This window comes from Pseudomonas sp. Hz4 (assembly GCF_054898165.1).
This window is the reverse complement of record NZ_CM142719.1, coordinates 2,516,046-2,537,450: the sequence shown is the minus strand read 5'-3', so window position 1 is coordinate 2,537,450 and position 21,405 is coordinate 2,516,046. Positions and strand designations below refer to the sequence as shown.

General features: G+C 56.9%; 19 protein-coding genes and 1 pseudogene. 2 read left to right on the top strand and 18 right to left on the bottom strand.

Going from position 1 to position 21,405, the window contains the following annotated elements; translation table 11 throughout:
- Nucleotides 1–5 precede the first annotated feature (5 nt).
- The 6 genes and pseudogenes from ACYZTR_RS11535 to ACYZTR_RS11510 all read right to left on the bottom strand — a co-directional run.
- Nucleotides 6–1,463, bottom strand: coding sequence for an aldehyde dehydrogenase family protein (locus tag ACYZTR_RS11535; RefSeq protein WP_461978909.1), 1,458 nt, complete (start codon nt 1,461–1,463; stop codon nt 6–8).
- Nucleotides 1,464–1,482: 19 nt separating this feature from the next.
- A complete protein-coding gene (locus ACYZTR_RS11530) occupies nt 1,483–3,120 on the bottom strand; it encodes a GMC family oxidoreductase (RefSeq protein WP_461978907.1) in 1,638 nt (545 codons plus the stop codon).
- A 117-nt stretch (nt 3,121–3,237) separates the two neighbouring features.
- Nucleotides 3,238–4,167, bottom strand: coding sequence for a LysR family transcriptional regulator (locus ACYZTR_RS11525; RefSeq protein ID WP_461978905.1), 930 nt, complete (start codon nt 4,165–4,167; stop codon nt 3,238–3,240).
- A 177-nt stretch (nt 4,168–4,344) separates the two neighbouring features.
- Nucleotides 4,345–4,662 (bottom strand): IS66-like element accessory protein TnpA, encoded by a 318-nt coding sequence (gene tnpA, locus ACYZTR_RS11520; protein ID WP_461978903.1) that lies wholly within the window; start codon nt 4,660–4,662, stop codon nt 4,345–4,347.
- Nucleotides 4,663–4,832: 170 nt separating this feature from the next.
- Nucleotides 4,833–5,870, bottom strand: coding sequence for a GGDEF domain-containing protein (locus tag ACYZTR_RS11515; protein WP_461979662.1), 1,038 nt, complete (start codon nt 5,868–5,870; stop codon nt 4,833–4,835).
- 566 nt (nt 5,871–6,436) lie between these two features.
- Nucleotides 6,437–6,992 (bottom strand): annotated as a pseudogene (locus tag ACYZTR_RS11510) (transposase); the annotation flags it as partial.
- 248 nt (nt 6,993–7,240) lie between these two features.
- On the opposite strand from ACYZTR_RS11510, the gene ACYZTR_RS11505 reads away from it, so the two are divergent.
- Together ACYZTR_RS11505 and cls are read left to right on the top strand one after the other, a co-directional pair.
- The gene (locus tag ACYZTR_RS11505; protein WP_461978901.1) at nt 7,241–7,801 is read left to right on the top strand and encodes a lipid-binding SYLF domain-containing protein; all 561 of its coding nucleotides are present in this window, start codon (nt 7,241–7,243) and stop codon (nt 7,799–7,801) included.
- Nucleotides 7,802–8,007: 206 nt separating this feature from the next.
- Nucleotides 8,008–9,414: a cardiolipin synthase gene (cls, locus tag ACYZTR_RS11500; RefSeq protein WP_461978899.1), complete on the top strand. Its 1,407-nt coding sequence runs from the start codon at nt 8,008–8,010 to the stop codon at nt 9,412–9,414.
- A gap of 169 nt (nt 9,415–9,583) precedes the next feature.
- Here cls and arsJ read toward each other — a convergent pair whose 3' ends face one another.
- The 12 genes from arsJ to algG form a co-directional block, all read right to left on the bottom strand.
- Nucleotides 9,584–10,804, bottom strand: a complete 1,221-nt coding sequence (arsJ, locus tag ACYZTR_RS11495) for an organoarsenical effux MFS transporter ArsJ (protein WP_461978897.1) — start codon at nt 10,802–10,804, stop codon at nt 9,584–9,586.
- Between the two features lie 9 nt (nt 10,805–10,813).
- Nucleotides 10,814–11,818 (bottom strand): ArsJ-associated glyceraldehyde-3-phosphate dehydrogenase, encoded by a 1,005-nt coding sequence (locus tag ACYZTR_RS11490; protein WP_461978895.1) that lies wholly within the window; start codon nt 11,816–11,818, stop codon nt 10,814–10,816.
- 23 nt (nt 11,819–11,841) lie between these two features.
- Nucleotides 11,842–12,354, bottom strand: a complete 513-nt coding sequence (locus ACYZTR_RS11485; RefSeq protein ID WP_461978893.1) for a cyclin-dependent kinase inhibitor 3 family protein — start codon at nt 12,352–12,354, stop codon at nt 11,842–11,844.
- Nucleotides 12,355–12,366: 12 nt separating this feature from the next.
- Nucleotides 12,367–13,083: an arsenical resistance protein ArsH gene (gene arsH, locus ACYZTR_RS11480; RefSeq protein ID WP_069557024.1), complete on the bottom strand. Its 717-nt coding sequence runs from the start codon at nt 13,081–13,083 to the stop codon at nt 12,367–12,369.
- A complete protein-coding gene (gene arsB, locus ACYZTR_RS11475) occupies nt 13,076–14,149 on the bottom strand; it encodes an ACR3 family arsenite efflux transporter (protein WP_461978891.1) in 1,074 nt (357 codons plus the stop codon). The genes arsH and arsB overlap by 8 nt, the downstream gene beginning before the upstream one ends.
- 17 nt (nt 14,150–14,166) lie before the next feature.
- Entirely contained in the window at nt 14,167–14,637 is a 471-nt protein-coding gene (locus ACYZTR_RS11470) for an arsenate reductase ArsC (RefSeq protein WP_461978889.1), read from the bottom strand.
- Between the two features lie 36 nt (nt 14,638–14,673).
- Complete coding sequence (locus ACYZTR_RS11465; RefSeq protein WP_461978887.1) at nt 14,674–15,036, bottom strand: metalloregulator ArsR/SmtB family transcription factor; 363 nt, start codon at nt 15,034–15,036, stop codon at nt 14,674–14,676.
- An 8-nt stretch (nt 15,037–15,044) separates the two neighbouring features.
- A complete protein-coding gene (locus ACYZTR_RS11460; protein WP_461978885.1) occupies nt 15,045–15,458 on the bottom strand; it encodes an arsenate reductase ArsC in 414 nt (137 codons plus the stop codon).
- A gap of 372 nt (nt 15,459–15,830) precedes the next feature.
- Nucleotides 15,831–17,252: a mannose-1-phosphate guanylyltransferase/mannose-6-phosphate isomerase gene (locus ACYZTR_RS11455; RefSeq protein ID WP_461978883.1), complete on the bottom strand. Its 1,422-nt coding sequence runs from the start codon at nt 17,250–17,252 to the stop codon at nt 15,831–15,833.
- A 129-nt stretch (nt 17,253–17,381) separates the two neighbouring features.
- Nucleotides 17,382–18,473: a mannuronate-specific alginate lyase gene (locus ACYZTR_RS11450; RefSeq protein WP_461978881.1), complete on the bottom strand. Its 1,092-nt coding sequence runs from the start codon at nt 18,471–18,473 to the stop codon at nt 17,382–17,384.
- The gene (locus ACYZTR_RS11445) at nt 18,473–19,870 is read right to left on the bottom strand and encodes an alginate O-acetyltransferase AlgX-related protein (protein WP_461978879.1); all 1,398 of its coding nucleotides are present in this window, start codon (nt 19,868–19,870) and stop codon (nt 18,473–18,475) included. The genes ACYZTR_RS11450 and ACYZTR_RS11445 overlap by 1 nt, the downstream gene beginning before the upstream one ends.
- 11 nt (nt 19,871–19,881) lie before the next feature.
- On the bottom strand, nt 19,882–21,399 hold the full coding sequence (gene algG, locus ACYZTR_RS11440; RefSeq protein WP_461978877.1) for a mannuronan 5-epimerase AlgG: 1,518 nt from the start codon (nt 21,397–21,399) through the stop codon (nt 19,882–19,884).
- Nucleotides 21,400–21,405: the final 6 nt, after the last annotated feature.

Here is a 21,405-nt window from a genome sequence, read left to right as displayed (position 1 = left end):
TGGATTTAAGCTTGGCGCAGGCCGGGATTGAGGGCGATATGTTTGTATTCGACAAAGTCATCCATGGCAGCTACGCCGTTGAGGCGTCCCTGGCCCGACTGTTTGAAACCACCTTCCTCAAACTCGTCGTAGACCACTGCCCAGTCGTTGACCCATACAGTGCCAACCTCCAGTTCACGGGCAACCCGCAGAGAACGGTCGACATCGCGAGTCCACACGCCAGCCGCCAGGCCGAACTCACTGTTGTTAGCCAGCTCAATTGCCTCGGCTTCGCTATCGAACACCTGTAGGGTCAACACCGGGCCGAACGTCTCGCACTGGACAATGGACATATTAGGGTCAGTGACGCGCAGCAAGGTCGGGCGATAGAAAGCGCCCTTGGCCAATGGCCCCTCGGTGATTGGCCCGCCGCGAACGATGATTTGAGCGCCGGCGGTAATCGCTTCCTCCACCACTTGGTCGACCCGCTGCACGTTAGGTTTATCTATCAACGGCCCCATTTCGCTGCAGGGATCCGCAGCCGGCCCCACGCGCACGGCTTCCAACCGCGCGGCCAAGCGCTCCGTCAGCGCCGTGGCAATATCACGTTGCACCAGCAGCCGCGACCCCGTCATGCAGAACTGACCAGCAAATACCGTCAGGGCTTTCACCAGGGTGGGCACTGCCGCATCGAGGTCGGCATCGTTAAACACCAGCATGGGCGTTTTCCCACCCAGCTCCAGGCCAAAACGCTTGAGGTGCTGTGCACCCGCAGCGGAAATCGTCCGACCGGTGCTTGTGCTACCGGTGAAACTGATCACCGGAACCTTGGGCGACTCCACCAGATGTATGGAACCGGCCGCGCCCAGCTCACTGAACAGATTGATGACGCCACGAGGCAGCGACACCGCCTCACTCATGATCCGTGCTACCAGGCAGTTGGTCTGGGCCGTTTGCCCGGGCATTTTGATCACTGTGGTGCAACCGGCAGCCAGGGCAGGTGCCAGGGAGCGAATCATCAGTACCACTGGCGAATTCCACGGTACGATGATGCCCGCTACGCCCACTGCTTGACGGATCACCAGGGAAATTTTGCCAGGCTTGGGCTCGGCCGCACGACCGTATTCGGCGCGAGCAAGAGCAGCGTAGTAACGCAGTTTGGAGGGCACCATAGTGACCTCGAACTCGGCTTCGGGTCTGATCTTGCCGTTTTCCAGCGCCAGGGTGTCGATCAACTCTTCTGCGTTGCGCTCGAAAGCATCCGCCAACTCCAGCAATACCTTGGCACGCAAGTTACGATCGTCTTTCCAAGGTGTTTCAACGAACGACCGTTGTGCCGCCTTGATTGCCTGTTGCGCTTCGTTTAAGCCGCCTTCGGCGTATTGACCAATCAGCTCATAGGTCGCTGGGTCGATGGAGTCTTTGTAAACACCGGAGTCCAGCCATTGGCCGTCGATCCAGTTTAAAGCTGGAGTGCTGTTCATATAGGCAGATTCCTGAGGATTAAACGTAGAGACGGGCGACTTTCTCGGCCGTGGCAATCACAGTGATATTGGTGGCTACCGAAGGCACATCAGGGAAGATCGAAGCGTCCACTACCCGCAGGCCCTGCACGCCGATAACCCGCGCTTCCAAGTCGACCACCGCCCGCGCATCGCCTGGCCGACCCATGGGAGCAGTCGAGGTCGGGTGGTGATAGGTATCGAGACTGGCTTTGACGCTAGCCAGCAAGGCCTCGTCGGTGTCGTTGCCTTGGCCAGGGTTGAGTTCGGAATGGATCAGCTTATCGAGTGGTGCCGTTGTGCCGATTTTGCGGGACAGGCGGATGCCATCCAGCAGACGCTGGCGATCCTTTTCCTCAGCCAGAAAATTCAGATCGATGTTCGGTGCTACGAACGGATCGCGACTAGCGAGCGTCACTTTGCCTCGGGACAGTGGTCGAGTCAGGGCTACCGCGAGAACGAAGCCAACCTTGGTCGGGCTCTGATCGTGGGGAAACAAGTGGGTGGCCGTGATATGAAGATCCAGATCACCGTTCTCGGCTGTGGTGCTGTGAGTCCAGAGTTTTGCACCAATGGCCGGCGACTGGCTGCCAATGACGTCAGGTTTGGCGGCATAGGCGTTGTAGTAGAACGGGTGATCCACCAGGTTTTGCCCAACCGGCAGCTCGGCGACCAGTGGAATCTGCAAGGCACGAAGATCCTCCCCCGGGCCAATGCCGGAACGCAGCAGGATCGCAGCGCTGCCGTAGGTGCCAGCCGAAAGGATGACTTCACCAGACAGGAGCTTTTCACCGCTGGCCAGTTGCACACCGATTACACGCTTGCCGTCGAATAGAACTTTGTCTACCAGGCTGTCGGGACGGATGTGCAGGTTGTCGCGGGCTCGCACCTCTTCGGTAAGGTAGGCCATGCCGGTGTTGACTCGCACACCGTTGACGATGTTCATCGGGTACGGCCCAACGCCGTTGGCGTCAGCACCGTCAAAATCAGTAACCACTTTGTAGCCATTGGCGACCGTGGCGTCGATGAAGGCTCGCTGCATGGGGGTTACTTCGTTGTTACTAAGTTGATGCACAGGGAGCGGCCCGTTATGGCCGTGTAGCTGGCTGGCACCACCGCTGTGAGTTTCCAATTTTTTGAAGGAAGGCAGCAGCTCTTCATAACTCCAACCAGGCAAATCCCAACGCTGGAAGTCGGTAGTGCGGGCACGGATGGCCACCGCGCCATTGATTGCCGAGCTCCCCCCCAGCACCTTGCCGCGCAAGGCCCCGATGGGATGGTCGATGTAACCGGACTGGGTCTTGTAACCCCATTCAAACTCCGGATTGCCATTGGCACCAACGGTGTCGCTGCTAGCGATAATCTCGGGGTAATTATTCGGGTCATAGCTATGGCCCGCCTCAAGCAACAACACCTGACGGCAGTTGTTCTCGCTCAAACGGCGGGCCAAAACCGCGCCGGCCGAACCACCACCGATGATGATCACATCGACCGGGGTACTACGCCCTTCAGTCTTACCGGGTTTGCTGCCTGGCTCCAAAACCTGCGCCAAACCATTGCCCGCCGCCAAAGTCGCGGCAACCATAACGCCACCTGCCAATACAGCACGGCGAGCAGGATTGCTAAGGGTACTCTTCATCCGTCTTCTTCCCTGTCAGACGCTCGGTAGTGCGTCTGGTGGAAAAAGCATAATTCAGGGCTCAGATCACCATAAGCCGGCAAAGAACGAATCAACGATTCGTTTTTTGCGAACGCATCAACGTGCTCGCTGCGAGTGAGCCGCCAGCATTTGTTCCCACACAGGGGGACTGCCGATCTGTTCGATGAGAAAGTTAATCAGCGCTTGAAGCTTGGGCGAAGCCCTCTGAGATCGCCGATATACCATTGAGAAGTTGCCACCACGAGGCGCGTAGGGTGCCAGAACCTCTTCAAGTTCCCCGGCCACAATGTCCGGTGCGGCCAGGAAGGTGGGCAAAATAGCTAGACCCATACCGGCCTTGGCGGCTTCCATGAGTTGATGACCATTGTTAGTGCGCATACGGCAGCGCACAGGAAACGACTCCAATGTGTTGTTCACTGGTAGCGTCCATCTGCCAAGTGGTTCGCGATTCACATAGAGCATGGCGAAATGCTGGGCCAGATCTTGCGGCAGTTGCGGTGTTCCGTGAGCAGCCAGATAGGCTGGGCTCGCGCAGATGATATGGCGATTGGCAGTAATGGTTCTGGCGATAAGCGAGGAGTCAGGTAACTCACCGATACGGATGGCCGCGTCAAACTTCTCTTCGTGTAAGTTGACGTTGCGATCATCATATTCGACATCCAACCGCAGTTCAGGGTAAAGCATAGCGAAGGACGACAAAATCGGCGTCAGGTAACGAATGCTAAAAGCCATAGGAGCCGCAATCCGTAGGCTCCCGCGCAAACTCGATTGAGATGTCAGGACGGCGTCTTCGGCATCTTCGACATCGGTAAGGATGCGCACACAATAACGGTAAAATACCTCACCCGATTCAGTCAGCCGAGCCTGGCGACCACGCTCCAGCAAGATGCTATCCAAGCGTTTTTCCAGTTTCTGGATACGCTGGCAGACTATTGATTTGGCCGTACCCAAACGCCGAGCCGCTTCGGAAATACTGCCCGTGTCCGCCACCATGACAAAAGAATGCATCTCGGACAGTTTGTTCAAGGTTTTTAATCCAAAGAAAAGTTATGTACATGCTTCTGGATTCGCATGCACTCTTGACGTTTTTTATAAGTAGTTAAGAGATATTCTTGATTGTATCGGATAACTTTCCGTCATCATGATACCGGTCGGCGCGCATGTCCATGCGCTCGGTGGCGAGCCAGATGGAGTCGATGCGGATCATTGCGTTAGTCCGCGAACGAATCGGGTACAGCCATCAGGATCGGAGGCCGGCCACTTCACGGTCATCGTTCCTTGCCCGCACGGCAACTCGATGCTGACGGACTTCTCGTTCTGAATGTTTGATTCCAGCTTCACCGGCAAGAAAGCGACCAAGTCAGTGAGCTGTTGATCGCGGTAAAGCGGCAACCATTTGCGCACGACGTTAGCGTTGATGCCGTGACTCATCGCGACACTGGCAACAGAGGCACCCGGTTGCAGGCAGTCCTGTACGACTTGAGTTTTGAAGGGCTTTGGATAAGAGGTTCGTTGGCGCATGGAAATCCTGACGTTAAGGGCAATCGCGTCCGCTTAAAAATACGCGGACACCATCGCCCTTAATGTTGGAGCTCGGAAGGTGTGTTGGCTGGACGCTTACGAATGAATGCGAATCGAATCACCCTATCCTGTGGAGCTATGTGACTGCAGCTAGAGTCCGAACGCCAGTTTCAGTTCACTCGGTTGCGCCCGCTGCGCTTGGCTAGATAGAGCGCATCATCAGCACGAGTCAGAAGGCTTTCCACATCGTCACCAGCTTCGGCGAGGGCGACACCAAAGGACGCAGTTACGGTGTCTAGCACCTCATCCGTGCCACGAACCTTGATCCGCAGCGCTTGAATTTTTAGGCGCAGCTGCTCAGCAAAAGTATGAGCCCTGGTGAGATCAAAACACTCTTGCAGGACTACACAGAACTCTTCACCACCATAGCGTGCCGCCAGGGCCTGAGGCGGGATTGAGTTCCGTAACACCTGACCAACGTGCTCAAGTACGCGGTCACCCAAAGGATGGCCATACCGGTCATTGAACTGTTTGAAATGATCGATATCCAACATGACCAATGCCACCCCATGAGGAGCGTTGATCAATGCATGCTCCAGTAAGCGAGTGAAGGTAGCTCGGTTCAACACCTTAGTCAGCCCATCCAACGATGCAGCCAGTTGGGCTCGCTCGAGCTTGTCTCTCAGACTCTTAATTTCATTCTGCGCTGAGTGCAGTTGCGAGAGGAAAAGCTCTTGCTGATCCTGCATGACCTGGGTGCTCTGTTGCAGCTCGCTCAGAATGGCGGGCAGCCTCTTGTCGACCGGCTCCGCGAGCATTTCCATGCAATGGCCAAGACTGGCTTGAAAGTTGGCACTGCCATTCACGCTACGCGAGACATTACGCTCCATGTCGTCAACCAGATTGATCGCTTGTTGTTGCCCTGCGCGCGCCTCCTCCAATTCGTCACGAATGATGTAGTCGCGAAAAAGCTTTGTAGCGGATTCTGGAGGGAAACAGTCGAAGTCTTTGACCACCCTGTCCAGATGGCGATTAAGCTCTGGCTCCTGACCTTTGCTGTAGGTGTACCAGAGAGCATAGTGCACGGGATTTGGTGGAATGTTGTGACGCACCATCAGAGGTACGGCCTGCTTCAGCAGAGCCGCCGCCTCGCGTGAGTCCTCTGGGTACAGCGTTAGGGCAGTCGCACGCGTCTCTGATTGGCTCATAACGTCACTGTAGTTGGTTTTTATTGGCATATATGAAGTCGGGGGCAGCATATCCTTACGTCCACCAAGAGGCCATATATTATGTGTATGCCTACTTCCTGTTGGACTAGCTATAGACCGAACTCGACTACAGCAATTTGCTGATAAATTGCCCCAACTATCAGCTCACGCCATCGGTTGGCTTGCTGGAGCAGACCTAGTTCCAATGCTCTTTCGATTGCACAAAGGCGTCCTCTTTTGTAGCTCGATGGACATTTCACAAATGCACAAACTCTGAGTTTTTCACCTCAAAGCCCCCATCAGCAGTCCATGATCAAGACGTCCAGCGAGGCGACTGCGAGCGCGGAGTACCCTTCACCGTTAAGCCTCTGGATAGCCCCCATCTGTCTGTGAATACCATTTTTAACCTTGTAACTAGCATAGCTAGCAAGACGTGATAGTCAGACGCTCTCGGTCAAGGCGATAAGGCTTTCAATCACCTTTATCACATTGCCGTTCTTATGCGTTCAAGCTGATCCAGCCACGGCTTCATGTTCCATCGCCGAACTCGAAGCTGTTGGTTCTTACCGATCGGCAGCATCGAGTGCCGTCAGGTTAACGGTTGATGCTCGATTCAGGCTCTTCCATTCGCCGCTTCAGTTTGGCGCTTGTGAAATTGCGGTCGCGGTTGTTGGCTGCTTTGAATTTGCTACCATCGATGGCGACCAGATGTTCTCCGGACAGTCCCAAGCTGCTGACACAGCACAACGAAATGGCGACAGACGCCTCGGATGGCCTTGCTATTGTCTTTTCGGAAGTTGGCGATGGTCTTGAAGTCCGGCATCAAACACCCGGTCAACCACATCTGTTCGACATTGCGTTGGGCTTCTCACTCCAAACGTCGGCTCGACTGGATGCGGTTGAGATAGCCGTAGATGTAGATCTTCAGCAAGATCGCTGGGTGGTAAGCAGGCCGGCCAGTATCGGCTGAAATGGCACCTTTAAACCCAGATTGACCAGGTCGAGTTCGTCGACAAAGACGTCGACTACACGCACCGGATTGGTATCGCTGACGTCGTCGTCGAGGCTCTCGGGAAGTAAGGTGCCTTAGCCTCGATGTTCACCTTGGATAAAGCGCTTCATGGACGATCCTTGCGATGAAATCCTCAGAAATCATAGCAAGGGTTCGCGAGAGCGTTTTTACACACTCTGGACCAAAAGCAGCCTCTGACGACGAACCCGGCCCCTGCACAGTGGTCAAAACAAGTGATGGCATCGCGACTGATCAAAGGCCTTGGGGTGCGCCGGATAACTTTCAGTAGGTTCGGATCCTGTCTGGAACAGGTGCTGACTGCTGCTCCCATCCAATGCTCCCTTATCGGAGTACGCAAATGACTCAGCCAATGCGGTTTTTCCTATCGATCTTCCTCGCGACAGCATCATTGGCATCAGCGAGCCTGCTGAACAATGCAAGTGCGGCAACCGCCGAGGATCTGAATGCCGACTCCCGGCAAGCGTTGCAAACTCTTTACAAGGCCACTCCATTTGCCGAAACCATTTCGCACAATGCCAAAGCGGTGCTTGTCTTCCCGAAAATCATCAAGGCCGGTCTTGTGTTTGGTGGCAGCTATGGCGAAGGCGTACTGATGAAGGGCTCGAAAGTGGAGGGTTATTACAACTCCGTAACCGGGTCTTGGGGGCTGCAGGCAGGCGCCCAGTCGTATGGCTATGTGGTGTTCCTGATGACCGAAAAAGCTGTGAACTATGTACGCGAAACCAAGGGCTGGGAAATCGGCGTGGGGCCAACCGTTGTCGTGGTTGATGAAGGGGTTGCGAAGAATCTGTCCAGCTCGACACTGAAGGACGATGCCTACGCGTTCATTTTCGACCAGCAGGGATTAATGGCAGGGGTCAGCATCGAAGGATCGAAGATTTCCCTGATCAAGCGCTGAAAGCCTGTCCTTCAAGGGCTTTGATCTTTAGAAGCGTACCGCGGCTGCGCCGTTGAAACACGCTCTAGAGGGTAGCCCCTCTACCAAGGCGCCTTGCTTAGGAAGCAAGACGCCCGGACTGAGCGCTTACGCCCTATTTGGCAGTATGCACAACGCAGTTTTTAGATTATTGAGCGCTATCACTGTCCTCGCCGAGAGGAGGCCTGATGAATATTCTAACCACATGCAAGGGTGTTTTTATTCCTCTGGTGCTGTGCGTGGCTGTGCTCCTGGCCTTTGTGATTTCCTGCAGTACATTGCCGACGATAGTGCCTGACATGGCTCGCGCTCCCTCTGCGCCCGTGCAACTCGACGGGATACATGGGCCTTTGTCAGCCGAACGCAGCAAAGCCATTCTCGACCGACTTAAGTCCACAGGCAAAGACACCAACATCTTCGATGTGCACCTCGCAATCGAAGAATCCATCACCGGTAGCCCGCTGACGGAAGGAAACAAAGTCGACTTGCTGCAGGACGGCCCCACCACCTACCAGTCGATGATCAAAGCCGTGGAAGCTGCACGCGACCACATCAACATGGAAACCTACATCCTCGACGATGATGAAGTCGGCCAGCGCTTCGCCGCCGCATTGATCGTTCAGCAACAAAAAGGCGTACAGGTCAATCTGATCCGTGACAGCGTCGGAACCCTTGGAACACCATCAGCGTTTTTCTCTCGATTGACCGACGCGGGCATCAAGGTGCTGGAGTACAACCCAATCAATCCGGTGACGGCCAAAGCGGGCTGGGACGTGAACCAGCGCGACCACCGAAAGCTGCTGATAGTGGACGGTCGTATTGCCTTTCTCGGCGGGATCAACATCAGCAGCGTCTATTCGGGGGGCTCGTTCAGCTCTCACTCGAAGACTCGCCCAAATGGTGATTTGCCTTGGCGCGATACCGACTTGCGCGTCGAGGGACCCGTGGTTGCGGAACTGCAGAAGCTGTTCATCGGAACCTGGACTACCCAGAAAGGTGAACCACTCGCGGCTCGCCACTACTTTCCGTTACCTGAGCGCAAAGGCAGCGAGGTGGTGCGCGCCATCGGCAGCTCACCAGATGAGCCGTTTAGCCTGATCTATGCCACGCTGATTTCGGCGTTGCATAGCGCGCAGACCGAGATATGGCTGACTAACGCCTACTTTGTGCCCGATCCTCAGTTGCTGGCGGCACTCAAGGAGGCGGCAGCACGTGGAGTCGACGTCAAGCTGGTGCTGCCTAGCAGCACCGATTCGTGGCTGGTGTTCCATGCCGGACGCGCCTACTACAGTGAGTTGCTGAAGGCCAACGTCAAGCTTTACGAACGCCGTGACGCGCTACTCCACGTCAAGACCGCAGTAATCGATGGGGTGTGGTCGAGTGTCGGCTCCACCAACTTCGACTGGCGCAGCTTCCTGCACAACGATGAAGTTAACGTCGTTGTGCTGGGCACCGGGTTTGGAAAAAAGATGCAGGCGGCATTCATGGCTGATCTGGCCAAGTCGAACGAAATCAAGCTGGAAATGTGGCAGCGTCGCTCGCTCGCTGTGAGAACCAAAGAGCAGATGGCGCGACTCTGGGAATACTGGCTATAAGTCGAGTGGTGCGTCACTGATTTCTGCTCCGATGTCGACTGTCAAACTTGCTCTGAACCGTTGTCACACAGCCTGGGTCGTTACCTGCCAGTCATAACTGACGCGAGACTTGCCCGAATGAAAGGACAGACGCTGACGAAGGTTGCCCTCGCCCTCGGCGATGGTCCTGTCATTCACTAAGCACGTGACGAGGCAATGCCATTGAAATCAAAGCTGCGAGCAGCACGAATGCACTCGATATCCATAAGCACGCCCCCAGCCCATACGCCTGATAAACCCAGCCGGAGAGCACCGTGCCGATCAACCGTCCCATGGCGTTGGACATGTAATAAAAACCCACATCCAGCGACACGCCGTCTTCCTTGGCGTAGGACACGATCAAGTAGCTGTGCAACGACGAGTTCACCGCGAACAGCGCGCCAAAGGCCATTAATCCACCCAACAGCACCACTTGTTGTGACAGCCCGGTGCTCAGCCCGAGAGCAATTGCCGCAGGCAGACCCGCCAGTGCAAGTGCCCACAAAAATGCCGCACGACCATCCGGTACGTGTCCACGTTTCTTGCCGGTGATGTTGGGCGCGAAGGACTGCACGATACCGTAGCCAATCACCCAGGCCGCGAGGAAGCCGCCAACCTTCCAGAAGTCCCAGCCAAATACGCTGCTGAGGTAGACCGGCAAGGCCACCACAAACCAGACATCGCGGGCGCCGAACAGAAACATCCGCGCCGCTGAGAGGATATTGATCGCCTTGCTCTTGGACAGAATGTCGCGAAACTTGGGCTTGGCTTTCGCTTTGCCCAGGTCCTTCTTCAGCAGCATCAAGCTGCTGATCCAGATCAGCGCCAGAACACCCGCCATGGCCAGCAATGCACCTTTGAAGCCGATCAATGCCAGCAAGGCTCCGCCGAGAAAGAAGCCGACTCCCTTGAGTGCGTTCTTCGAGCCGGTGAGGATCGCCACCCACTGGTAGAGCTTGCCCTGCTGCCCATCAGGAACCAGAAGCTTGATGGTGCTTTTGGCACTCATCTTGTTCAGGTCTTTGGCAATCCCCGACAACGCCTGAGCCCCCATCACCCATGGAATGGTTAGCCAAGCCACAGGAACGGTCAGCATCAGCAGCGCCGCGACCTGGATGCCCAGCCCGATGTTCATGGTTCGGTTCAGACCCAGCCGGGCGCCGAGATAACCGCCAACCAGATTGGTGATTACGCCAAAGAGTTCGTAGAACAGAAACAACGCCGCGATTTGAAGTGGGCTGTAGCCCAACGCGTGAAAATGCAGCACCACCAACATGCGCAAGGCGCCGTCGGTGAGGGTGAAGGCCCAGTAGTTGCCCGTCACGAGCAGGTACTGCCGCACTTCCGGAGCGAGGGCTGACAACGCTTTCATGACCGCTCCTTAGACTGCCAGACCAACCATTTTGGCCAGTTCGACGGTGCGGTTGGCATAGCCCCACTCGTTGTCGTACCAGGCGTAAAGTTTGACCTGGGTGCCATTGATAACCATGGTCGACAACGCATCGATGATCGATGAGCGAGGGTCGGTACGGTAGTCGATGGACACCAGTGGACGCGTCTCGAAACCGAGGATGTCTTTTAGCTCGTTCTCGGAAGCTTCCTTGAGGAGTTGATTCACCTCCTCGACAGTGGTGGCACGCTCGACTTCAAAGACGCAGTCAGTCAGCGAAGCGTTGGCCAGTGGGACTCGCACCGCGTGACCATTCAGGCGCCCACGCAGCTCCGGGAAGATTTCGGCAATGGCGGTGGCCGAGCCGGTGCTGGTCGGAATCAAACTCATCCCAGAAGCACGCGCACGGCGCAGATCCTTGTGCGGCTGATCGAGGATGCTTTGGGTGTTGGTCAGGTCGTGGATGGTGGTGATCGAACCGTGGCGAATGCCCAGATTCTCGTGGATGACTTTCACCACTGGCGCCAGACAGTTGGTGGTGCACGAAGCAGCGGTGACGATGCGATGTTCAGCCGGTTTGAACAGCTGATGGTTGACGCCCATGACGATGTTCAGCGCACCTTTTTCCTTCACGGGGGCGCTGACCACTACGCGCTTCACGCCTTGGTCGAGGTAAGCCTGAAGCACCGCGACGGTCTTCATCTTGCCGCTGGCTTCGATCACCAGATCGCAGCCCGACCAGTCGGTGTCGGCAATCGCTTTGTTGGCCGTTACCTTGATTCGTTTGCCGTCGATGACGATGGTGTCGCCCTCAGAGTCGGCCTGGTAACTCCAACGACCATGCACCGAGTCGAAGTTCAGCAGGTGCGCATGAGTGGCCGCGTCGCCTGCCGGATCGTTGATCTGAACGAACTCAAATTCTGGCCAGCTCCAGGCTGCTCGTAGCGCAAGGCGACCGATCCGACCAAAACCATTGATGCCAACTTTGATAGTCATATTGTTGTGCTCTGTATCTGCTGTCAGTGGGCATTCGACTGGGTGTCGAACTGGCCGATGTATTCGATATGGGCGGGATGCTGAATGGCGCGTGGACGCAACGACTGAACATCGCGGATGGCATCGCTGAATGGCACACCGCTCTCGATCAACAGTTGAGCCGCGATCAAACCGGTACGGCCCGAGCCGCCCTTGCAATGGATCGCAATGGTTTTCCCTTCGGTCAACAGCTGCTTGAGTCGCGGATGGTGCTGCTCCCATGCGGCTTTGAATGCTTCGCCAGGCGCTTGATCGTCTTCAACTGGCAGGTGAAACCACTCAATGCCAAGCATTTGGCATTCTTCGGGCAGCAGGTCGATCTCGTTCTGAAGCAACTCCTCGGTCGGCATCAGCGTCAGCAACGCCGATGCCCCTGCGTCCTTTAGGGTCTGCAACGCCTCGAAAGGTCGAGTGCCCTTCGTGCCTGGGCACGGGGTGAAGATCAACTGACCATTGAACTGTGCCATGGGCAGTACGGAATAGGGATGTTGTTGCACGGTGAATAATCCTCAGATGGAGCGCTGATTGACACGTTTCATGAGTTCTTCCGCTGACTCTTTGCGCTCGGAATAACGATCCACCAGATAGTCCTGACGGTCGCGAAGCAGCAGGGTGAATTTCACCAACTCTTCCATCACATCCACTACACGGTCGTAGAAGGGAGAAGGTTTCATCCGGCCGTTGTCATCGAATTCCATGTAGGCCTTCGGCACGGAGGATTGGTTTGGGATGGTGAACATACGCATCCACCGTCCCAGCACTCGCAGCTGATTGACCACGTTGAACGACTGCGAGCCACCGCACACCTGCATGACGGCGAGGGTTTTGCCTTGGGTGGGGCGTACCGCGCCCATCGCCAGTGGCACCCAGTCAATCTGCGCTTTGAAGACCGCGCTCATGGAACCGTGACGTTCTGGAGAACACCAGACCTGCCCCTCGGACCACAGCATCAGCTCGCGCAGTTCCTTCACTCGTGGATGATCATCGGGAGCGTCATCGGGCAGCGGCAAACCTGACGGATTAAAAACCCGCGCCTCGGCGCCGAAGTGCTCCAGCAGTCGAGCGGCTTCCTCAACCAGCAGTCGACTGAAGGAGCGCTCTCGGGTCGATCCATACAACAGCAAAATGCGCGGCTTATGGATGGAGGTCTTTTCAATACCGAGTTTGTCTGTCGATGGGAGATCAACCAGTTCGGTATCGAGTTGGGGGATGTGGTCATCAAACATAGTCTTTGTCCTGCGCAACGGCGCTCTTGGATTCATCGAACCAGCGGCGTTTCAACCAGAGAGCAACACCGACCAGGGAAATCAGTACCGGCACTTCCACCAACGGGCCAATCACCGTGGCGAAAGCGACCGGGGAAGCCAGGCCGAAGGTGGCAATGGCCACGGCAATCGCCAGTTCGAAGTTGTTGCTTGCGGCGGTGAAAGCCAATGCGGTGGTGCGGGGATAGTCAGCCTTGAGCAATTTACCCATCCAGAAACTGATGAAAAACATCACCACGAAGTAGATCGTCAGAGGGATCGCGATGCGCAATACATCGAATGGCAATTGCAGTACCACGTCACCCTTGAGGCTGAACATGGCCACGATGGTCAACAGCAGTGCCACCAGCGTCAGCGGGCTGATTTTTGGAATGAAGCGCTCCTGAAACCAAGCCTCACCTTTACGGGCGATGAGGATCTTGCGGGTCAGGAAGCCCGCCAGGAATGGCACACCCAGGTAGATCAGCACCGACTCGGCAATGCTGACAAAGCTGGTCTCAATCACACTGCCTTCCAGCCCGAACAGCGGCGGCAACAGCCCAAGAAAGACCCAGGCATACACACTGAAAAACAGGATCTGGAAGATGCTGTTGAAAGCCACTAGTCCGGCGACGTACTGATTGTTGCCACCTGCGATCTGGTTCCAGACCAGCACCATCGCGATACAACGAGCCAAGCCGATCAGGATCAGGCCCGTCATGTATTCCGGCTGGTCCCGCAAGAAGATGATCGCCAGCGCGAACATTAATACCGGTCCGATGACCCAGTTCTGCACCAAAGACAAAACAAGGATGCGCTTGTCCTTGAAGACTTCCGGCAGCTCCTCATAACGAACCTTGGCGAGAGGCGGATACATCATCACGATCAAACCGATAGCGATGGGGATGTTGGTTGTGCCCACAGAAAGACTGTTGAGCCACTGCGGCCAGCCTTCGAACAGGCTCCCCAAACCGATGCCCAAGGCCATGGCGAGAAAAATCCACAGGGTCAGGTAACGGTCCAGGAAGGAAAGGCGGCTTTTACTCATGATCATTGCTCCTGTGATTACAGCGTGCCAATCAGGGCCAGCTCTGCCTTGAGCTGTTCGGCACTCAGCTGGGATAGCGGTAAAGCCAGGAAGGTTTCAATACGGGTTTTGATCTGCTCCAAAGTGGCTTCAAAAGCCGCCTCGATTTCTTCTTGAGTCCCGTGGTATTCCGAAGGGTCAGCCAGTCCCCAGTGGGCCTTGGTGGCTGGCCCGAAAAATACCGGACAGGCCTCACCGGCAGCCTTGTCGCACACCGTGATGACGAAATCAGGTGCCAAATTCACATGGACATCGCTGGACTTACTGAACAGCCCAAGCGTCGAAATACCCGCGATTTCCAAAGTTTGGAGACTCAACGGATGCACTTCGCCTTTGGGTTGACTGCCAGCGCTGTAGGCTTTCATGCCTTCCGGTGCCAAGTGATTGAAGACCGCTTCACAAAGGATGCTGCGGCAGCTATTGGCAGTACAGAGGAAAAGGATTTTCATCGAGCGATCTCGTAGTCGAAGGCGGAATCAGGCGATTTAGCTTTCACAGCAGGCGAGTGCCCGCTCGGGACGGTCACCCATCTCATCTAGGCGTTTGGCATCAGGGCTCAACCAGTGCTTGTTGCTTTCGAGCACGGTGGTCAGCACTTGATGAACCCAATCTGGGAGATTCGGGTGCAGTCGGTAATACACCCATTGGCCTTGTCGACGGTCCGACAGCAAACCACAACCGCGCAGCTGCGCGAGGTGTCTGGAAACTTTTGGCTGACTCTCATTCAACGCGCAGGTCAGCTCGCAAACACAAAGCTCTCCTTCACGGGTGATGAGTATCATCGTGCGGACCCGAGTGTCGTCAGCCAGGCATTTGAAAACAGTGGTCGGTGTCAGATGGTCAGCCATATTCGTTCTCAGTGTTTGTTTTTGACCAAGACGAACATCTTGATGCGGTCATGAATTTCGTGAAGGGTGTGACGGAAGGCATCGGGTTTGATGCTGGTCACCGGGTCTTCAAAACTCCAGGCCAATGCCTCACCAGCTCCAGGTAAAGACAGGCATTGCGCTGCGGATTTATCACACAAGGTGATGACGTAATCGAAACGCTCACCACGAAACTCGTCTATCGACTTGCTGCGCAATCCTTCGGTGCTCACACCGATGTGTGAAAGCGCCTCAAAGGTGCGCGGATCTACCTGAGTCGGAGCTGCGCCGGCGCTGAACGCCTCAAAATGCTCCGAGTCGGTATGCCTCAGCAACGCTTGGGCCAACTGGGAGCGTGCAGCGTTGGCAGTACAGACGAACAGAACACGGGCTTTGCTGGTCATAGTGAAATCTCAGCTCATATGCGGTTTGACGAATATATGTTTTTCCGCATACAAGGTAAAGACTCAGCGGCAAATTAATCTTTGAAGCGGTAGGGCTCTGCCGTTCACCTACACTTAAAGCCACGAGCAATGGCGTGATACACGTAAATTGCTTAGCGGGCCGCTTCAAAAAATTTGAGGGGATGCATATGTGGTTTTTGTAATGAATGTGTATTCACGCAGAAAATAGGCCACTCCCCTGGCACAGGGACTACCTGGACGTGCACAAGAAATAAGCAGGCAGCCCTAACCCGCCCCCGGTCGTAGAGGGCGGATTCGGTGGCTGCTCACTAGGCTTTTCAACAACCCGGCGAGGTACGAGGTGCGACGGGCTCAACTCTCGACCTGTTGGTTCCTGCCGTAGACATCTTCCAGGCGCTCGATATCGTCCTCACCCAGGTAACTGCCCGACTGCACCTCGATAACTTCCAGCGGGATTTTTCCGGGGTTGGACAGACGATGCACCGAAGCGATCGGGATATAGGTGGACTGGTTTTCAGTGAGCAGGAAGACCTTTTCGTTGCACGTCACCTGGGCGGTGCCGGACACCACGATCCAGTGTTCGGCGCGGTGGTGATGCATTTGCAGGGAAAGCTGCGCGCCAGGTTTCACGGTGATGTGCTTGACCTGGTGACGGGTGCCGCTGTCCACCGAATCGTAACTACCCCAGGGGCGATACACCGCGCAATGGCTCTGGGTTTCCGAGCGGCCTTTGGCATCGAGCGCATTGACCAGTTTTTTCACGTCCTGCACGGCATCGCGGTGCGCGACCATCAATGCATCCTTGGTTTCTATCACAACCAAATCGTCCAGCCCTAACAGGGTCACCAGCTTGCTACTGCCATGCACGAAGCAATTACGGCTGTTATAGCTGACTACATCGCCTTTGAGTACATTGCCCTCGGCGTCCTTGTCATGCACATCCCACAGCGAAGACCAGCAACCGACATCACTCCAGCCAGCGCTTAGCGGAACGACGCAGGCGCGGCTGGTGCGCTCCATCACCGCATAGTCGATGGAGTTGTCCGGGCAGCATTCAAAGGTGACCCGATCGATACTGGTCACGCCTTCACTGCTGCGGCTGCGCTCCAGGGCCAGCACGCAGGTGTCGTACATGTCGGGTTCGTGAGTGCGCAACTCGTCGAGATAGCGGCTGGCACGGAACAGGAACATGCCGCTGTTCCAGAAGTACTCGCCGGACCGGACAAATTCGCTGGCGGTTTGCTGGTCGGGTTTCTCGATAAACTTTTCGACCTTGAAGGCGCCAGCGCCAGCATCGTCGCAGGCGGCCTTGATATAACCAAAGCCGGTTTCCGGACGCGTCGCCGGAATGCCGAACAGCACCATATTGCCTTTGAGCGCCTCTTCCTGCGCATGTGACAGCGTGGCGCGCAAGGCAGGCACGTCACTGATCACATGGTCGGCAGGAAGCACCAGCAGCAGCTCATCGCGGCCCTCGGCGATCAGCTTGAGGGCCGCCAGCGCCACCGCCGGTGCGGTATTGCGGCCGAAAGGTTCGAGCAGCATCGCCTGAGGCGTACAGCCGATGGCGGCAAGTTGTTCATTGACGATAAAGCGATGCTCCTGATTACAGACCACGATCGGCTTGCCGATACCCTCGAACGCCAGGCGCTGCAGGGTCTGCTGAAACAGCGATCCCTCGCCTGCCAGACTCAGGAATTGCTTGGGATACAACTTGCGCGACAACGGCCACAACCGCGAACCACTGCCACCGGACAGAATGACTGGAATCATTTCACTTTCCTCCGCACCTTCATCACTCGACATGAAGGCTCTTCGAACAGCGAAGGACTGCCTTCCCATTTACAACACAAGCCCAATTACCAATGGCCCCACCGGGTATCCAGGTATTGGCTGTTACATTTATTCTTTCTGGTCAGCAAATAGCTGGGTGATGTCGCCGCCCAGGCGGTAGGTTTTCATTGGTTCGATCGATTGGCGCCAGCGATTGGTTTGCACCGAGCAGTCGTACAGCGCGCAGTAAGGTTCCAGCCAGGCAAACTTGCCATCCTCGTTGAGGTCCTCGAGTGCTTGCTCGTAGCCGGTCTTGCGCTCAAACGAGCGTGGGTCCTTGATCCCTTCCTCCACCCGCGCCGCCAGACGCCGCATGGCGCCATGGTTTTCTTCACGCAGGTCGACGTTATTGGCTCGGGCAAAGGCAGCGATCATCATCAGCGGCCCCATCGCATAGTTGTGGTAAGCCAGTGCGCGGGTGTCGCGGCTCAGTTCGTTGGGCAGATAGCCGTCTGCATCGACCTGGGAAGCGCCGATGCGAAACTGCGTTACCGACCAGTCGAACAGGTCGCGCCGGTCGACCACCACCGAGGCCGCCATGACGGCCCAGGCCGCCCAATACTGGTGATTGTTCAACCGCTCCAGCGGCTGGTCGCGCCAGTCCCGCACCACCTGATCGGCGACCTGGCCGATCCAGACCTCGATTGGCCGGGTCTGCGCCTCCCGGCCCCTCAATGGCTGCGAACGCGAATACTTGAGCCGCAGATAGGCCGAAGAAATACTGCCCAGCGCCCATTTGCGCATCGACTTGCCGGTATGGGTGTAGGTGGTACTCAGCAGCGCCTGCGCCTTGGCCCAATCGCCCAGCCAGTTCAGGGTGCATTCCACATGGCCTGCGCGGCCGAGCCGTAAATAGGCTGCGACTTGTTTGTTGACACCTTTCTCCAGTTCGTTGATATCGGCTGACATTTGCTTGTAGCGTTGGTTGGATTGCGCGTTGAACTGATCACGTGCCTTGCCCGAGCCCTCGTACTTACTGGGGATCAACAGGTCACCGGTGTAGGGTTTGGGTGGCGCCGGACAGATCGGCACGTCGCCCTTCTTGTCCACGGCCGGCGCGTAATAGCCCTGCGGCGGGCGGAGTTGAGCGGCCACCGCCTGCACGGTCGGCCCCATTAGAATGATGGCCACGCCAACGGCAGCCCAATGCCCCTGTCGCATCAGAGCCCCTCCGTCTGCGCAGTGCGCAGGGATGGTGTCTCAGAAATGACCGGCTTGGCACACAAGCGGGCCGAGAGCTCCATGGAGGTCGCCCCAAGGGGTGGCTGCACGTCCATGGAAAGAAAAGTCAGTTCGTCCCAGTCCGCATCAGCGCGCAGCTCGAAGGCGAAGCGGCCCTGGGTGTTAACACTCGGCGCACGGCTCAAGTTGATGTTTTCCTGGCGACCGTTCATGTAGGTCAGGGTCGCGCTCATCAGGTGCACGGCGGGATCGGCGAACTTGAGGTCGACTTGATAACGATTGCCCTTGATTGGATACACATTGCCGCCACCGCCGTTGAACAACACCTGATTGCGCCCGCTGTGCAGGGTCGAATGGCTTTTGAGCAGCGGCGCCTGGATGTCGCAGCCATCGCTCAGCGCCGCCATCGCCTGCCGGTAGAAGCTGGATTTCTGGATGCTGTCGAGATTATCGGTTTCCCACACCAGCACCGTCGGCGGGCGCTTCTGGAAGTCGTCGCTGAGCAGGTAGGCGATCAACGAATCATCGTAGCCACCGCCCGGAACACTGAAGTTGCTGACCGGCGTCTGCAGATACTGTTCGAGGAAACCGGCAAAGTTGAACGCCTCGCCGCTGGCGCTGGTACCGATCAATACGACCTTGGCGGGGACCTTGGAGTCGTCCTGGGCACGGGTTTGATAACGGGTGACAAACTGCGCCGCATAACCGTTGCCGCAGATCTGTGCGGCGGCTTTTTGCAACGAGCCAGAGCGTCCCAGCAGGCCGGCCGGCTGGCTGGCAAAGACCTGATGCGGCAACGCCTTGAGCACATCGTTGCCCCTGAGCGTCTGGGCCACCAACTGGGCGCTGCGTTCGGCGCCATAGGGCGTCCAGTTGTGATCGCCCTTGAAGTAAAAGGGCTGCCCGGCTGGCTGTGGCGCACTCAGCAGGTTGGTAAAGTCGGGGACCTGAACGCCCAAGTCGCGCACCCGGACCAGCGTTTGCAAGTAGTTCTGCCGGGCCTTGGTCTGATCGAAGTTGGCCAGTTCCAGCGGCGTCAGGCGGTCGGCATGCAGCAAGCCGCGGCTGGGTGGCATCACCAGCACCAGCTCGACCCCGCGCTGGGCCAGCCCGTCGCGCAGGCGCTTGAGGGCCTTGTAACCGCTCTCATCGAGGCCGAAGTCAGTGCGGAAATCGCTTTGGGTGCGAAAGAGCCACTGGTCCTTGGCCTCCACCAGGGTCGCGTAGTTTTTCAGCGCCGGCTGCTCGTAAAGTGTCGCCTGTGCCGCTTGTGGGCACAGCTGACAGCAGGCCTCGGCCCTGTATTCCGGCTGCGCCTGGCCCCACGTCGGCACAGACAGCAGGCACAGCGCGGCAAATCCATGGAGGGTGTTCATCGGCAGGCTCCTCACAATGTCTCGGGCTGAATCAACGCGGCGGCATGGCGGCGCAGGAGAATGTCCATCAAGTCGCCCTGCACTTCCCCCAGCAAACCGGTGAAGGCAAGGCCGTCCTGTTTCTGCGGCGCCAGAAAGGTCAAGTCATAGAGTTCCAGACGCGAGGGTGAAAACACGGTGATGGGGCTGGAACCGTTGCCAATCAGCTTGCCGCCGACCACGGTGAGCGACAGCTTGGCTTCGAAGGGGTCTTCCTTGAGATCGCGGTCGGTGCCGCGCAAATCCTTGATGTGGCCGTAGATGCCGGTCAGGGCATTGGCCATCAGCTCGTTTTCATACAGCCGCACACCCGTACTGTTACGCACCCGAATCCCATGGCGGTTATTGTCGACTGCGCGGTTGCGCCAGAGCAGGTTATTGCCGCTCTCATACAGAGTTATGCCGTCGGAGAGGTTCTTGTAGGATTCGTTGTAGGCCAGCAGGTTATTGACGCTGGAACGGTCCAGGACAATGCCCGACAGGTGATTGTTGTAGGCGCGGTTGTAGATGATCCAGCTGTCATTGACCTCGCGTGAGAGGATAATGCCGTGCTTCTTGCGGGTACCAAAGGCGTCGTTGTGGGCAATGATCAGCCGGCGCGAACGGTCGTGCGGGTCGATGCCATAGACGATGTTGTCGCGGTAGGAATTGCCGAGAATCACCACGTCGTCGGCCTCATAACAATAGAAGCCGTACCAGTTGTCGACGAACTCCGAATTGAGCAGCCAGCCGGTCGGCCGCTTGCGCTTCATCTTCGGCGCCATGCTCGGGCTGTACTGGGAAATACTCACGCCATAACTCTTGCTCGCGGTGTAGCCGAAGCTGGCGATGGTGCTGTTGACGATGTAAGTCTCGGTGCCGCCCCAGGACACCAGGAAGGGCCGGAACTCCCCCTCTTTCTTGTACCAGGCCGGGCTGTTGTTCTTCTCGCTCCAGGCGCTGACCTTGGTGTCGGTGATAAACAGCTTGCCGTCATTGACCAAGAAGGAACCGCCCTCCTGGGACAATCGCAACTCCTTGACCGACTTGTCGATATGCAGGGTCCCGCCGGGACGTATGACGATTGGCAAGCGCGCCAGAAACACCCCCGGCGCAGTTTCGCGCAAGGCCGTCGGTGGCAGGCTGCGCGCCAGTTGCGTCAGGCTCATGTAGCCACGGTCGATGAAGATCGCCACCGGCATTCGCTGCTGGCGCACCACCCATTCCTTGAGACGATCCTTGCCACCGATGAACTCGTCGAGCGAGTTTTCCTTGAGCATCGGCTGGATCAAGGCACGGCCAGCGGGTTTGTAGGAAATCTTCGCCATGGCTGCCTCGGCCGTGTAGCCGGACAGGTCAGGGATCTTCGGCTCGCTGATCAGCAAGGATTTTCCCGGAGCCTCGCTGATGGTATAGCGCGGCGCGAAGACCACTCCCGCCGCGCTGACACCCGCGGTCTGCACCAACAGCAGACCCGCGAGCAACAGCCCTAACTTGACGACACTGTCCATAAGCCT